Raw genomic sequence first — 14,625 nt, forward strand, 5'->3', positions numbered from 1 at the left:
GGTCTGTAGGTGACGCCCTTGGGGAGCGCGCGTGAGCGCGTAGGGCGGGCCTATCCTCCGCAAGAACCGGCCTTTCCATTTCGAGCCACCCTCCCCAAGCGGGGTCACCACCAGATCCGGCTCCGCCGGTCTGTAGGTGACGCCCCCTGGGGGGCGCGCGTAGCGCGTACGGGGGGGCCTAATGCGTGGCGTAGCCCCAAAGCAGGACGGCGGCGATGTGAATCACGCCCACCCACAACATCATGATCACCGTGTAGCCCATCACGTCGCGCAGCTTGAGCTTGGACAGCGCCAGCGCCGGCAGGATCCAGAAGGGCTGCACCAGGTCGTTCCAGGCGTTGCCCAGCATCACGGCCATGGTGGTCTGGTTCAGCGCGCTGCCGATTTCCTTGGCGGCGTCGATCATGAACGGACCCTGGATCACCCAGTGGCCGCCGGCGGACGGCGCGAAGAAGTTGATGACGAAGGAGCTGATCAGGCCCCAGAAGGGCAGCGTCTCGGGCGTGGCCACGTCGACGAAGATCTTCGAAATGGTGGTCACCAGGCCCGAGGCCGCCATGATGGCCATGATGCCGGCGTAGAACGGGTATTGCAGGATGATCCCGGAGATGGTCTTGATGCCTTCGGTCAGCTTGGCCACGTAGGCGGCCGGCGTGCCCAGCAGGATGATGCCCAGGAACAGGATGATGAAGTTGATCAGGTTCAGGTCCAGCGAACCGCCGCCCGTGAAGTGCAGCACCACGTAGCCCACGCCCATCAGGCCGATCAGCAGGCTCAGGATGCGGCTGTTGTTCAGGCGGGTGGCGATGGTGTTCTTTTCCAGCATGTCGTCGGCGCTGCCGGCCTGCGTCGCGTCGCGGTCGATGGCGGGATCCACTTCCACGACCTTGTCGCCCAGCTTGGGATGCAGCCAGGCGTTCAGCAGCGGCAGCGTCACGATGATGACCAGGCTGGTGATCAGCATGGGTACCGAGAAAATGGTTTCGGTCAGCGGGATCACGCCCATCTGGCCGGAAGTCGGATGGCCCGGCGTGGCGACCAGCACGGGGATGCTGGCCGACAGGCCCAGGCCGTACATGGTGAAGCCGCTATAGGCTGCTGCGATGATCAGCGGGTAGTGCACGCCCTTGACCTTCAGCGCCAGCTTCTTGGCGACCACGCCGCCGATCACCAGGCCGAAGCCCCAGTTCAGGTAGCTGCCGATGCCGCCGACCAGCGTGGCGACGATGATGGCGGTACGCGGCTGATGCACGTGGCTGACGATGCGGTCCAGCAGGCGGTCGGTCTGCGGCGCGGTGGCCAGCACGTAGCCCATCGCCAGGATCACGGCCATCTGCGTGGTGAAGGCCAGCAGGCTCCAGAAGCCCTTGCCCCAGGCCGTGGTCATGGCCGTCAGGCTCTTGCCCTCGACGCCGATGGCCAGCAGCACGGTGAGCAGCGTCAGCGCGATCGCGAAGACGAAGGGGTCGGGCAGATACTTGCGCATCAGCTCCGTGAAAAAGGACGCCAATTTATTCATGTTGCCTCCAGCAAACTCCGGGTAGGGCGTGGTTCTGTGCCGTTTCCAACGCCGGGCGCATGCGCCTGGCGACGGGACAGCGGTCTTCTTTGTGTGGTCGGACTCGTGGCCCGGTGGCGGCAGTGGTCGGTGCCCTGCGCCTTATATGTGGATATTCGGTGCGGCCGTGGCGGCTGCGGTCAGCCGCCGCCGGCCTTGCGTTCGAGCCAGGAGGCCAGTTCGGCCAGCGCCTCGCTCTTCTCGCGCAGCACGCGTTCGCGGCGTTCGGGGCTCCAGGCATAGAAGCCCTGGCCGCTCTTGGCGCCCAGCTCGCCGCGCTCGACCTTGCCGCGCAGCAGCTCGGACGGCTCCTGGCGGTTTTCCAGATCCTGGTACAGATAGCTGGCGATCGCGTGGTGCACGTCGATGCCGTTCATGTCGCGCTGTTCCAGCGGACCCGACAGCGCCAGGCGGATGCCCAGGCTCCACTTGACCACCTCGTCGATGTCCTCGGCGCTGGCCACGCCCTTTTCCAGCAGCGAGATCGCTTCGCGCGCCAGCGCGTGCTGGATGCGGTTGGCGATGAAGCCGGGGATGTCGCGGCGCACCAGCACGGGCCGCTTGCCGACGGCGCGCAGCGCGTCCATCACGGCGGCGACGGTGGCTTCCGAGGTGTCGTCGTTGCGCACCACTTCCACCAGCGGGATCACGTCGGCGGGCGTGAAGAAGTGCGTGCCGACGAAGCGTTCGCGGCGCGTCACGGCGCTGGCCAGGGCGTTGATCGACAGGCCGGAGGTATTGGTGGCGAAGATCGCGCCGGGCGCGCAGATGGCGTCCAGCTTCGCGAAAATGCCGCGCTTGAGTTCCAGGTTTTCCGGCACCGCCTCGATCACCAGATCGCAATCGGCGGCCGCTTCCAGGTCGGGCGACATGCGGATGCGCGCCATCGCCTCGCCCTCGCCGCCGGCGGCATACACGCCAAGCTGGCGCGCGATGCTGGCGCGGGCCCGGTCCAGCGCCCCGTCCACCGGGTCGATCAGCACGACTTGCGCGCCGCGCGCGGCGAACAGCGCGGCGATGCCGCTGCCCATGCCGCCCGCGCCGACCACGGCCAGATGCTTGAGGGGAGTATTCATGATGGTTCGCTGCCTTGCTGGCGACCGGCTGTGAGGCGGACGCGCGCGGAACCTGGGACTGTCTCTTCCGTGGCGTCTTCCTGTGCGCGCGGCCAGAAAAATCTTTTGTTCTATATACGAACATTTGTGCGTATATAGAATTTCTGTCGAAGATAGTACTAAAAGTGGCGGCAGGTGGACAAATCGGCTTTTTCAAGCGTTCATCAAGTGGACAGTCTGGAGGCGGGATCAGGAGATGCCGAGCGGTCCGCAGATCGTTCACGCCCGTGGTCGCCGCGACCAAGCCGGTCCTTGCCGGCACATTCAGGCGCGGACCGCAGGCCGTGCAGGCCGGTCAATATTCTTGGAGCGAGCCGCGTGGCTGTGTAAGCTGAGGCGCTTGCGGACCTGGCCGCGCTGGACCCGGCCTGCGCGCGAGCCCGCTTCCGGCTTCGGCCGGATCCGGGCACTACAGAAAGGAGGGCATCATGCATTCCCCACATCAATCCATGCCTTGGCGTTGCGCCATCCTGGCGGCCGCGCTGACGTTCGCGGGCTGCTCCAGTTCGATGGCCAAGCGCCCGCCCACGGCATCGGCGCCAGCTGGCGCCCGCGCCGCGGTCTATCAGGCCATGTTCGCGGACAACGGCTCGGCGATCCAGGGCGGAGCCGCCGCCTTCTGCGTCGGCATTGGCGTGGGCTGGAACCTGCGCGATCCGGCCAAGTCCGTGCTGGAGGCGCTGCGCGATGAGGCGCGGGTCAAGCCCGCCTCGGCCTGCGACGCCGGCAAGAACGGCGAACGGGTGGTGGACCGCGCCAGCGGCAAGCCGGCGCTGCTGTTCGGCCTGGACCTGATCGATTGCGTGTCGGAATCCGATTGCCGCTTTCGCGGCAGCTATTACGAAGGCAACCTGAGCGCGCAGGGCAACGTGTACCGCGCGCGCCTGGTCAATGGCGCGTGGCGGGCCGCGATGGAATCGCGCGGCCCGGCGTCCTGACGCGGACCCGGCGTTCCGGGCCCGCCGCGTGCGCTACCAGCGATAGGTGGCGGTGCCGATGATGCGGCGGGGTTCGCCGTAGAAGCAGCCGTAGGTGCAGCTGCCGATGTAGGTCTTGTCGGCCAGGTTGGTGGCGTTCAGCGCGAAGCGCCACGGTCCCGTGGTGTAGCTGACCATGGCGTCGAGCAGCGTGAAGGACGGCACCTCGACCGCCGTGCCATGCGCCATGCCGCGGGTGCTGCCCACATAGCGCAGGCCGGCGCCGACGCGCAGGCCCGGCAGGCCGAAATCGCCGAACCCGTAATCCCCCCAGATCGAGAACTGATTGAAGGGCACCGAATCCAGGCGCCGGCCTTCGGCGTCGGGCTGCAAGGGGCTGGCCTTGAGCGTGCGCGCGTCGGTGTAGGCGTAGGCGGCGATCAGGTTGGCGTTGCGGCCGACGCGGGTGCGCGCTTCCAGCTCCAACCCGCGTGAACGGGCCTTGCCGGCCTGGATCTGGTACGACGTGTCCATGGGGTCCGGCACGGTGAGGTTCTTGCGCGTCAGCTGGTACACGGCGGCCGACAGCATGGTGTCGGAGCCCGCCGGCTGGTAGCGCAGGCCGGCTTCGTATTGCTCGCCTTCGGTGGGCTTGAAGCGGCTGCCCTGGCGGTCCTGGCCGGTGGTCGGCTCGAAGGACTGGCTGTAGCTCAGGAACGGCGCCAGGCCGTTGTCGGCCAGGTAGACCAGGCCGGCGCGGCCGGTGAAGGCCTTGCTCTTCTCGTCTTGCGCGTATTGCTCGCCGGTGAACAGATTGCGCTCGTTGGCGCGCACCCAGTCCTGGCGGCCGCCCAGCAGCACGACCCATTTGTCGGCGATCTTCATCTGGTCCTGGAGATAGATGCCCAGGCGCTTCGTGTCGGATTTTGTCGACGAGTTGATGTTGGGCGTGACGGGTCCCAGCGGGCTGCCATAGACCGGGTCATAGAGATCCAGGTTGTCCAGCGTCTGGAGATAGCGCCGGGTTTCGTGCCTGGGCGTGGAATAGTCCAGCCCGGCCAGCAGCGTGTGTTCGACGATGCCCGTGCGTGCCTGGTATTGCAGCGACGTGTCGGTGGACACGGCCGATGAGCGATCCACGCGCGGGGAGAAACCGCGGTCCGCGGTGCGACGTCCGTCCGGCATCAGTTGCCAGATATCGGTGGAGCCATAGTCGCTCTTCGCGTTGATGTAGCGCAGGTTGTGCCGCAGCTTCAACTGGCTGGAGAACGCATGCTCGAACAGGTAGCCGACCGAATAGCGCTTCATCTTGAACTCGTCCAATCCGGGTTCGCCGGTGTACCGGTTGCGCGGGATGCGGCCGTTGGGGTTCGGCAGCACCGTACCCTGCGCCGGCAGGCCATAGACGTAGACGGTCCGGTCTTGCTGGTATTCGGCCAGCAATGTCAGCGAGGTCGCCTCGTTCGGTTGCCACTTGATGGCCGGCGCGACGTAGGTCCGGTCGTCGGGCACGTGGTCGACGAAGGTATCGCTGTCGCGCCTGAGCGCGGTCAGGCGATAGGACCAGGTGCCGTCCTGATCCAGCGCGCCGCCGAAGTCGGCGGACACCTGCCTGCGCCGGAAGCTGCCCGCTTCCACATTGAGCTCGCGCAGCGGCTCGACGGTCGGACGCTTGCTGACCGTATTGATGACACCGCCCGGCGGCATCGCGCCATACAGCACGGACGAGGCGCCCTTCAGGAACTCGATCCGTTCCAGGCCGTAGGGTTCCTGCCTGCCGTTGTAGATGTTCACGGTGTAAAGCGAGCCGTCGCGGTAGTAGCTGCCCTGGTTCGAGCGAAAACCCCGCAGGAACAGGCTGTCCGTCGTCCGGTCGATGCCCTCGGCGCGACTCACGCCGGCCACATAGCCCAGCGCGTCCTGCATGCTTTGAGACTTCAGCGTTTCGATTTCCTGCGCGCCGATCACGGTGATCGATTGCGGCGTTTCGATGAGGGGGGTGTCGGTCTTGGTGCCGGTGGCGCTAAGGCGTGCCGCATAGCCGGGGAACGGGCCGGCGGCGGTTTCCGCCTGGGCGCCGGTGACGGTCACGGGCTCCAGCAAGGCGGCGTCCTGCGGCGGCGCGGGCTTGAGCGTGTAGCTGCCGTTCGCTTCGCGCGCGGCGCGCAGTCCCTGGCCGCGCAGCAGTTCGGCGAAGCCTTCCGCCACGGTGTAGCTGCCGGACAGCCCGGCGCTGCGCTTGCCCTGCAGCAGGCTGGCGTCCATGGTCAGCTCGACGCCGGCCGCGCTGGCGTAGGCGTTCAGCGCCTGGCCCAGCGGGCCGGCGGCGATCGCGACGCCGCGCCGGCTTTCCGTGGTTTGGGCGAGGACCGCCGCGGGCGCGGCGGCGAGCGCGGCGCCGGCGATCAGCGCCAGGCTGGCGGCGGCCCGCGCCAGATCCTGGGAGAGAGGCGCTTTGCGGCGCGTCCGGGCGGCCTGGGGGGAAAGGGCGGGAGGAGATAGCGGGGACATGGTTCCGTGCCTTGCTTGCGTGCGGGAAGTGGAGGGAAGTCCCTGTATCCCGGACGAGATGGCCGGATCCTCAATCGGGTCGTCGGAAATTTTGTAACCGCCGCGTTCAGTCCGCCGGCCGCAGCGTCACCCAGTAGCGCGTCCGATACACCACGGTCACGGGCAGGCCGCGTTCCAGGTTGTGCAGCGCCCGGTCGGTATCGCGCAGCGGGAAGACGCCGCTCACGCGCAGGTCCGCGACGGCGGGGTCGCAGCGCAGCAGGCCGGGCCGGTAGCGGCCCAGCTCGGCCAGGAAGTCGTCCAGCCGCCAGGCGTCGGCCACCAGCACGCCTTGGCTCCAGGATGCCGCGTCCTCGCTGACAGGGGCGGGCGTGTCGGCCCGGTGGCGGGAAAAGCGCGAGCCCTGGCCCGCATCCAGGCGGATGGCGGCGTCGGGCGCGCCGGCGGGGCGGATTTCAACCGCTCCCTCGAACACCGCCACGCGCGCATCCTCGTCGTATTCGCGGACCGTGAAGCGCGTACCCAGCGCCTGCACGGTGCCGTGCCGGCTGCGCACCCGGAACGGCCTCGGCGTGGCGGCGGGATCGGGCGCGGTGGCGACCAGGATTTCACCCGCCAGCAGCACCACCAGGCGCTCGTTCGCGTCAAAGCGCAGGTCGATCGCCGTGCCGGTGGACAGCGTGAGGCGCGTACCGTCGGATAGCGTCAGCGCGCGGATTTCCCCGGTGCCGCTGTGGTAGTCGGCCGTGACGCCGCGCCAGGCGTCGGTGCCGCGCAGGGCATAGCCGGAACCCGCCAGCAGCGCGCCCAGCCCCAGCATGCGCATGGCGCGGCGCCGTCCCGTGCCGGATACGGCGCGGCGCAAGGCATGGCCGCCCGCCTGCGGCTGCACGCCCGCCAGCTTGTCCTCGAACGCCAACAGGGTTTGCCAGGCCCGTTCATGATCGGGATGCTGCGCCCGCCAGCGCGCGCAGTCGGCGCGGTCCTGCTCGCTGGCGTCATCCGACCACAGGCGGGCCATCCATTCGGCGGCGCGCCGGGCGATGGCGGGATCGACAGCAAGCGTGGCGGCGGGCATGGCCGGCTAGTCGCGCGGCAGCGCCAGCTGGGCCTGACAGCAGGCCAGCAGGGCGGTCGCCACGTACTTTTCCACCGACGAGACCGAGACGCGCAGGCGCGCGGCGATGTCGCGGTAGCTCAGGCCGTCCAGCTTGCACAGCAGCAGGGCCTCGCGCGCCTTGGGCGGCAGGCCGTTCAGCACGGCGTCGATATCGACCAGGGCCTGCACCGCCAGCGCGCAATCCTCGGCGGACGGCGCCAGCGGCTGCGGCAGCCGGGCCAGCGCTTCCAGGTAGGCGGCCTCGATCTGGCGGCGGCGGTACAGGTCGATCACCAGTCCCTTGGCGATCTGCGCCAGGTGCTGGCGCGATTGCTGCGGCTCGGGCATGCGGCCGCTGCTCAGGATGCGAAGGTAGGTGTCGTGCGCCAGGTCGGCGGCGTCGAAGGCATTGCCCAGCCGGCTGCGCAACCAGCCGCGCAGCCAGCCGTGGTGTTCGGCATACAGGCCTTCGATGCCCTGGCGCGGCAGGGCGGATTCTTGGACCGACATGGGGATGCCTCCGGCGCGGCGGCGCCGAGGGCCTTGCGCTGAAAATGAGAATAATCCTCATTCTATAGCGCGAGTGGCGGCTCCGGCAATGCCGGCGCCGCCGCGCGGAAGGCGGGCCCGCCGAGGGGCGCGAGCCTCAACCCGAGTTGCGCAGCCCCGCCGCGATGCCGTTGATGGTCAGGTGGATGGCGCGCTGCACGCGTTCGTCCACGGCCGCGTCCGGTTCGCGCTGGGCGGCGCGGTGGCGGCGGATCAGTTCGATCTGCAGGTAGTTCAGCGGATCGATGTAGGCGAAGCGTTCGCGCAGCGAGGCCTGCAGCATGGGATTGTCGGCCAGCAGCTCGCGCTGGGTCAGCAGCTTGAGCATGGCCAGCGTGCGGCCGTGCTCGGCGCTGATGGCGCCGAAGATGCGCTCGCGCAGCGCCCGCTTGGGCACCAGCTGGGCGTAGCGCGCGGCGATGGCCAGGTCGGACTTGGCCAGCACCATTTCCATGTTCGACAGCAGTGTGCGGAAGGCCGGCCACTCGCGCGCCATCTCGCGCAGCTGCGCCAGCCGCGCGCGGCGCGAGGCGGGGGCGCCCGGCGCGCCGGTTTCCAGATAGGCCTCGATGGCCGAGCCCATGCCGTACCAGCCGGTCAGCATCAGCCGGCATTGCGCCCAAGAGAAGCCCCAGGGTATGGCGCGCAGGTCCTCGATGCGCTGGCCCTTCTTGCGCGAGGCCGGGCGCGAGCCGATGTTCAGGCCGGCGATTTCGCTGATGGGCGTGGACGCGAAGAAGTATTCGGCGAAGCCCGGCGTTTCGTAGACCAGGCCGCGATAGGTGCGCTGCGCGGTCTCGGACATGAAGGACATGGCCTGGCCGTGGCGCGCCATGTGCGCGTCTTCGGCGCTGGCGGCCTCGGCGCGCGGCGCCAGGCTGGATTCGAGCGTGGCCGCGACCAGCAGCTCAAGGTGCCAGCGGCCGATCTCGGCGTCCTTGTACTTGCTCTGGATCACTTCGCCCTGCTCGGTCAGGCGCAGCTGGCCGGCCACCGTGCCCGGCGGCTGGGCCAGGATGGCGTCGAAGCTGGAGCCGCCGCCGCGTCCCACCGAACCGCCGCGGCCGTGGAACAGGCGCAGGCGCACATGGCGCGCGGAGAACACGTCCACCAGCTCGCGCTCGGCCTGGTACAGCGACCAGTTCGAGGTCAGGAAACCGCCGTCCTTGTTGCTGTCGGAATAGCCCAGCATGACTTCCTGCGCGCCGTGCTGCGCGCGCTTCACGCGTTCGCGGATCTCGGGCAGGTCGAGCCAGGCCGCCATGATGGCCGCGCCGCGCTGCAGGTCGGGGATGGTCTCGAACAGCGGCACCACCATGAGGCCGTCGTCGTCCTGGATCGGCGCGCCGGCCGGCGCGATCAGGCCGGCTTCCTTCTGCAGCACCATCACTTCCAGCAGGTCGCTCAGCGTCTCGGTGTGGGACACGATGGTCTGGCGCACGGCCTGCTTGCCGTAGCGCGCCCGGCCGGCCGCGGCGGCGCGCAGCACCGCCAGCTCGCGGGTGGTGTCCTCGCTGTAGGCGATCCAGGGCGAGGCCAGCGGGCGCGCCTGCGCCAGCTCGGCGCGCAACAGCGCCACGCGCGCGTCCTCGTCCAGCGCCAGGTAGTCCAGCGGCTGGCCTTCGTGTTGGGTGCCGGCGCGGGTGTACAGCTCGGCCAGCGCGCGCTCGTGCACGTCGGAACTCTGGCGCAGGTCCACCGTGGCCAGATGGAAGCCGAACACCTCCACCGCCTGCAGCAGCCCGGCCAGGCGCAGCCGCACGATGGGCGCGCCGTGGTGGGCGGCCAGCGACTTGGCGACCAGCGCCAGGTCGGCGGCGAAGGCCTCGGGGCCGTCATAGGCCTGGGCCGCCACGGTGCTGCGGCGGGCCAGGTTCTGGCCGGTCAGGGCCTGGGCGGTGGCGGCCAGGCGGGCGTACACGCCGACCAGCGCGCGGCGGTAGGGCTCGTCGGCGCGGTGCGGCGAGTCGTCGCCGCTATGGTCGGCCAGCGCCTGCAGGTCCGGGTCGGCGGCGATCAGCAGCGTGGTCATGGACAGGTCCGCGCCCAGCGCGTGGACCTCCTGCAGATAGTGTTCGAACAGCACCGTGGCCTGGCGCAGCAGCGCGCGTTCCAGCGTGCCGGCGTCGACGTTGGGATTGCCGTCGCGGTCGCCGCCGATCCAGCTGCCCATGCGCAGGAACGGCTCCAGCGGCGGGGGCGGCGCGGCGAAGGGCTTGGCCGATTCGCGGTTCAAGAGGCGCGACAGGTCGCCGTACAGGCGCGGAATCGCCTGCAGGAAGGTGCTGCGGTAATAGGACAGCGCGTTCTCGATCTCGTCGGCCACCGTCAGGCGGGTGTAGCGCAGCATGCGGGTCTGCCACAGCGTGGCCACGCGGCCCAGCAGCGTGGCGTCGATCTCGGCCAGCTCCTCGGGGGTGAGCGTGGCGTCGCGGTGGGCCAGCGCCTGGGCGATCTCGCGGTGTTCGTCCAGCGTGCTCTTGCGCTGCACTTCGGTGGGGTGGGCGGTCAGCACCGGCATCACGCAGGCCTCGGCCAGCAGGCGGCGGATGCGGGCCGGACCGACGCCGTGGCGGCCCAGCGTCTGCACGGTCTCGCGCAGGCTGCCGCGCGACGGCGCCGGGTCGGCCAGGGCGCGGGCGCGCTGGCGGCGGTTCTGGTCGCGGTCCTCGGCGATGTTGGACAGGTGCAGGAAGTAGCTGAAGGCGCGCGCCACCGAGTTCGGGTCGCTGCCCTGCAATCGCTTGACGCGCTCCTGCAGCAGCTTGCCGTCGGCGTCGTTGCCCTCGCGGCGGAACTTCACCGCGGTGCGGCGCAGCGTCTCGATGGTGTCGAACACCCGCTTGCCCTCGCATTCCGCGATGACTGTCCCCAACAGCCGGCCCAACAGCCGGATATCGTGACGCAAGGGTTCAGCGGAATCGGACTGCGGGCGGCTGCTGCTGGCATTCATCGGGCGGGTATCCGTCGGACGGGGTGGATGGAACAGGGAGGGGGATCGGGGCTCCACGCCGCGCGCCATGTGCGCCTGCCGCCCCGGCGGGGCGGCGGTTTTCGTCTTGGGATGGCCCGGCGACGAAAAACGCGTGGAGCAACAACACCAGAAAGGAAAAGCGCTTCGATTTTACGCAGCGATCCTTACGGGAAACGCCGGGCGCTGCGTTAAAGTGCGACTGATCCCTTCGTAATTCGATAAACCCCCTTTATGCAAAACCATCAACGTCGCGCGCTCGTGCTGTTTTCCGGCGGGCAGGATTCCACCACCTGTCTGGCCTGGGCGCTGGAGCGCTATGCGCATGTGGAAACCGTGGCGTTCGACTACGGCCAGCGCCACCGTATCGAGCTGGACGCGCGCCTGACCGTGCTGGCCCGCATCCGCGACCGCTTTCCCGACTGGGCGCCGCGCCTGGGCGAGGACCATCTGCTGGACTTGAAAGTGCTGGGCCAGGTGGGCGACACCGCCATGACCAGCGACCGCGCCATCGAGATGCAGGCCAATGGCCTGCCCAATACCTTCGTGCCGGGCCGCAACCTGCTGTTCCTGACGCTGGCCGCCGCGCTGGGCTATCGCCGCCAGCTGGACGTGCTGGTGGGCGGCATGTGCGAAACCGATTTTTCCGGCTATCCCGATTGCCGCGACGACACCATCAAGGCGCAACAGGTGGCGCTGGGCCTGGGCCTGGGCGCGCGCGTCACCATCGAGACGCCGCTGATGTGGATCGACAAGTCCGAGACCTGGGCGCTGGCCCGCAAGCTGGGCGGCGACGCGCTGGTGGACATCGTGGTCGAGGACAGCCACACCTGCTATCTGGGCGAGCGCGGCGCGCGCCACGACTGGGGCTACGGCTGCGGCGAATGCCCGGCCTGCAAGCTGCGCAAGGCCGGCTGGGCCAAGTGGGACGCGGGCGGCCGCCAGGCCGGCTGACGTCCGGACGCGTCGGGGCTTGCGCGCCGGCGCGGTCCAGGGATTACGCGCATTCCGTGTTTCCGGCGCTCTGTGTTTCCGGCGCGCGCGGTGACGCGGCTCAGCCGCCTTGCCTGGCCCGGCCGATGAAGCGCCAGCGCAGGACCGCGGCGCAGGCCAGGATGCCGGCCGCGAGTGCGGTCGACAGGCCGATCGCGCCGCGCGCGCCATAACGCTCGACCATCTGCGCATAGGCCACCGGCGCGGCGGCGGTCAGCAGGAAGCTGGGGATCAGCAGTCCGCCCACCACCGCGCCGTAGCTGCGGTAGTCGAACAGCGCCAGCGGCAGCGTGCCGCGCGCGATGGTCAGCAGACCGTTGCAGGCGCCGTAAGCCAGCGCATAGACCGCCAGCATGGCCACGTCGCCATCCGAGGCCAGCGCCAGCGCGAAGGACAGCGGCAGCAGCAGGCACACGATCAGCGTCATTGTCAGCGGATGCAGCCGCCCGCCCAGCGCCACATCGACCAGCCGGCCGGAGAACTGGCCCACGCCCCAGAGCGCGGCCACGCCCACGGCCGCCGCCGCCGCCAGTCCCAGGCCGGTCAGGATGGAGATCAGATGGGCGGCGTTGCCCGCCGCCAGGAAATTCGTCAGCATCGCGATCAGCGCGTACAAGGCGCCGGCCAGCCGGCGCTCGCCCTGGCTGCGCGCCAGGCCGCCAGCCGCCGCGCCGGCCTGCGGCGCGGACGCGGCGTAGCGCTGGCGCGGCAGCGCCAGGAACAGCGGCGCGGTCGCCAGCGCCAGCGCGCCATAGGCCAGCACCGCGCCGCGCCAGCCCAGCCATTCGGCGAGCAGGTGCCCGACCGGCCACATCACGGTGGACGCCAGCCCGCCGAACAGGGTGATCTGCGACATGGGCCGGCGGGCGGTCGGCCCGGCGGCGCGGGCCAGCGAGGCGAAGGCCGCGTCGTACAGGCTCAGCCGCATGCCCGTGCCCAGCACGGCCCAGGCCAGGTAATAGTGCGGCAGCGCATGGGCCGAGGCCAGCGCCACGCAGCCCAGCGCCGAGAGCAGCGCGCCGGCCGGCATCACGCGGCGGCCGCCCCATCGATCCACCGCCACGCCGGCGATGGGCGAAACCAGCGCCATGGTCACGATGGCGGCCGAGAAGCCGCCATAGACGGCGGCCGAGTTCCAGCCCAGGCCGGCGGTGATCGCCGGACCGAGCGCGCCGATCAGGTAGAAGGTGACGCCCCAGCCGATCAGCTGAGACAGGCCCAGGCAGACGATGGCCCGGGCGCCGACCGGCGGACGGACGGGAGCGACGGCAGGCAGGCCGCCGGCCGCGTCCCGGGGCGGGCTCACGGCCGGCCCGGCGGCGTGGCGTCGCCGTCGCCCAGCGCGCGCTGCATCAGCACCGTGTCGCGCCATTCGCCATGCTTGTGGCCGACCGACCGCAGCGTGCCCACGGGATGGAAGCCCTGGCTGGCGTGCAGCGCCAGCGAGGCCGCGTTGCGGCTGTCGCCCACCACTGCCAGCATCTGGCGCCAGCCCTCGGCCGCGCAGCGCTCGACCAGCGCGGCCAGCAGCTTGCCGCCGATGCCGAGTCCGCCGCGGCCGGTCTTCACGTAGACCGAGTCTTCCACCGTGTGGCGGTAGGCCGGGCGCGGGCGGTACGGCGTGGCGTAGGCATAGCCGACCACCTCGCCGTCGATCTCGGCCGCCAGGTAGGGCATGCCCTGGGCCAGCACGGCGGCGCGGCGCTGGCGCATTTCCTCGATGGACGGCGGATCCAGCTCGAAGGAGGCCGTGCCGTGCTGCACGTGATGGGCGTAGATGGCCTTGATGGCGGGCAGGTCGGCGTCGACGCTGTCGCGAACGAGGATGGCGGGGGCGGGGGCAGGCATGAAGGGCTCGACGCAGGAATAAAAAAACGGCGGAGGAAGTGCCGTCGGATCAAGGACCGCCGGCATCCGGGCCGACGGCGCAATCCATAAGCCGTCAGTGTGAGGCAAGCAGACCTATTAATAAAGCTTTGGTCTATTATGAATTACATAAGAAAAATTTTGGATTTGGGATCATGCGTGGATTGAACCTGGATCATTTGCGCATGTTCGCGCAGGTGGCGGAACTGGGCAGCTTTTCCGCCGCCGCCGAGCGCAACGGCGTGACGCAGCCGGCGGTCAGCCTGCAGGTGCGGCAGCTGGAGCGGCGCTACGGGCTGAAGCTGGTCGAGCGCGTCGGCCGGCGCGCCCGTCCGACGGCGGCCGGGCTGGAACTGCTCACGCACATCCGCGCCATCGACGCGACGCTGGCCCAGGCCGAGCAGGCCATGACGGCGCATGCCTCGCAGGTCAGCGGCCGGTTGCGGCTGGGCACGGGCGCCACCGCTTGCACCTACCTGCTGCCGCCGCTGCTGGCGGACCTGCGGCGGCGCTTCCCGGCGCTGGAGGTCGTGGCCAGCACGGGCAACACGGCCGACATGCTGCGCGGGCTGGAGAACAACACGCTGGATATCGGCCTGGTGACGATGCCGGCGCCGGGCCGCATGTTCCAGGTCGAGCCGCTGCTGGAGGACGAGTTCGTGGCGATCTTCCCGGCGCGCGGACCGATCGCGATTCCGGCCAGCGCCACGCCGCAGGCGCTGGCGGCGCTGCCGCTGGTGCTGTTCGAGCCGGGCGCACGCACGCGGCGGCTGGTGGATGACTGGTTCGAGGAGGCCGGCCTGGCGGCCAAGCCGGTGATGGAGCTGGGCAGCACCGAGGCCATGAAGGAGATCGTGGCCGCCGGCCTGGGCTGCGCCGTGCTGCCCAGGCTGGCGGTGTCGGGCGCGGGCCGGCGCGACGCGCTGACCGTGTTGCCATTGGCACCGCGCCTGGCGCGCACGCTGGCCATCGTCATGCGCGGCGACAAGCCGCTCAGCCGCGGGCTGCGGCACTTGCGCGAGGCTTTGCTGGGCTTGCGGGCCTGA

The 14,625-nt window shown here is 69.9% G+C and carries 11 protein-coding genes; 3 read left to right on the plus strand and 8 right to left on the minus strand.

Going from position 1 to position 14,625, the window contains the following annotated elements; translation table 11 throughout:
* Positions 1 to 178: 178 nt before the first annotated feature.
* Both AC6LJ9_RS18040 and AC6LJ9_RS18045 read right to left on the minus strand, forming a co-directional pair.
* Complete coding sequence (locus AC6LJ9_RS18040) at positions 179 to 1,519, minus strand: short-chain fatty acid transporter (protein WP_498148628.1); 1,341 nt, start codon at positions 1,517 to 1,519, stop codon at positions 179 to 181.
* Positions 1,520 to 1,698: 179 nt separating this feature from the next.
* Complete coding sequence (locus AC6LJ9_RS18045; protein ID WP_498148629.1) at positions 1,699 to 2,634, minus strand: 3-hydroxyacyl-CoA dehydrogenase family protein; 936 nt, start codon at positions 2,632 to 2,634, stop codon at positions 1,699 to 1,701.
* A 467-nt stretch (positions 2,635 to 3,101) separates the two neighbouring features.
* Between AC6LJ9_RS18045 and AC6LJ9_RS18050 the strand changes: the two genes are divergently transcribed.
* Positions 3,102 to 3,611 (plus strand): hypothetical protein, encoded by a 510-nt coding sequence (locus AC6LJ9_RS18050; RefSeq protein WP_498148630.1) that lies wholly within the window; start codon positions 3,102 to 3,104, stop codon positions 3,609 to 3,611.
* 33 nt (positions 3,612 to 3,644) lie between these two features.
* Here the strand turns inward: AC6LJ9_RS18050 and AC6LJ9_RS18055 are convergent, their stop codons facing one another.
* The 4 genes from AC6LJ9_RS18055 to ppc all read right to left on the minus strand — a co-directional run bounded on the left by AC6LJ9_RS18055 (position 3,645) and on the right by ppc (position 10,702).
* Positions 3,645 to 6,101, minus strand: coding sequence for a TonB-dependent siderophore receptor (locus AC6LJ9_RS18055; protein WP_498148631.1), 2,457 nt, complete (start codon positions 6,099 to 6,101; stop codon positions 3,645 to 3,647).
* Positions 6,102 to 6,207: 106 nt separating this feature from the next.
* A complete protein-coding gene (locus AC6LJ9_RS18060) occupies positions 6,208 to 7,179 on the minus strand; it encodes a FecR domain-containing protein (RefSeq protein WP_498148632.1) in 972 nt (323 codons plus the stop codon).
* Positions 7,180 to 7,185: 6 nt separating this feature from the next.
* Positions 7,186 to 7,710, minus strand: coding sequence for a sigma-70 family RNA polymerase sigma factor (locus tag AC6LJ9_RS18065; RefSeq protein WP_498148633.1), 525 nt, complete (start codon positions 7,708 to 7,710; stop codon positions 7,186 to 7,188).
* A 136-nt stretch (positions 7,711 to 7,846) separates the two neighbouring features.
* The gene (gene ppc / locus AC6LJ9_RS18070) at positions 7,847 to 10,702 is read right to left on the minus strand and encodes a phosphoenolpyruvate carboxylase (RefSeq protein ID WP_498148634.1); all 2,856 of its coding nucleotides are present in this window, start codon (positions 10,700 to 10,702) and stop codon (positions 7,847 to 7,849) included.
* 252 nt (positions 10,703 to 10,954) lie between these two features.
* On the opposite strand from ppc, the gene queC reads away from it, so the two are divergent.
* On the plus strand, positions 10,955 to 11,674 hold the full coding sequence (queC, locus tag AC6LJ9_RS18075; protein WP_498148635.1) for a 7-cyano-7-deazaguanine synthase QueC: 720 nt from the start codon (positions 10,955 to 10,957) through the stop codon (positions 11,672 to 11,674).
* Positions 11,675 to 11,774: 100 nt separating this feature from the next.
* Here queC and AC6LJ9_RS18080 read toward each other — a convergent pair whose 3' ends face one another.
* Together AC6LJ9_RS18080 and AC6LJ9_RS18085 are read right to left on the minus strand one after the other, a co-directional pair.
* Entirely contained in the window at positions 11,775 to 12,989 is a 1,215-nt protein-coding gene (locus tag AC6LJ9_RS18080; protein ID WP_498148645.1) for an MFS transporter, read from the minus strand.
* Positions 12,990 to 13,015: 26 nt separating this feature from the next.
* A complete protein-coding gene (locus AC6LJ9_RS18085) occupies positions 13,016 to 13,561 on the minus strand; it encodes a GNAT family N-acetyltransferase (RefSeq protein ID WP_212320996.1) in 546 nt (181 codons plus the stop codon).
* A gap of 173 nt (positions 13,562 to 13,734) precedes the next feature.
* Here AC6LJ9_RS18085 and AC6LJ9_RS18090 point away from each other — a divergent pair, with 173 nt between their 5' ends.
* Positions 13,735 to 14,625, plus strand: a complete 891-nt coding sequence (locus AC6LJ9_RS18090) for a LysR family transcriptional regulator (RefSeq protein ID WP_212320994.1) — start codon at positions 13,735 to 13,737, stop codon at positions 14,623 to 14,625.

This window comes from Achromobacter sp. 1011811831 (assembly GCF_059760905.1).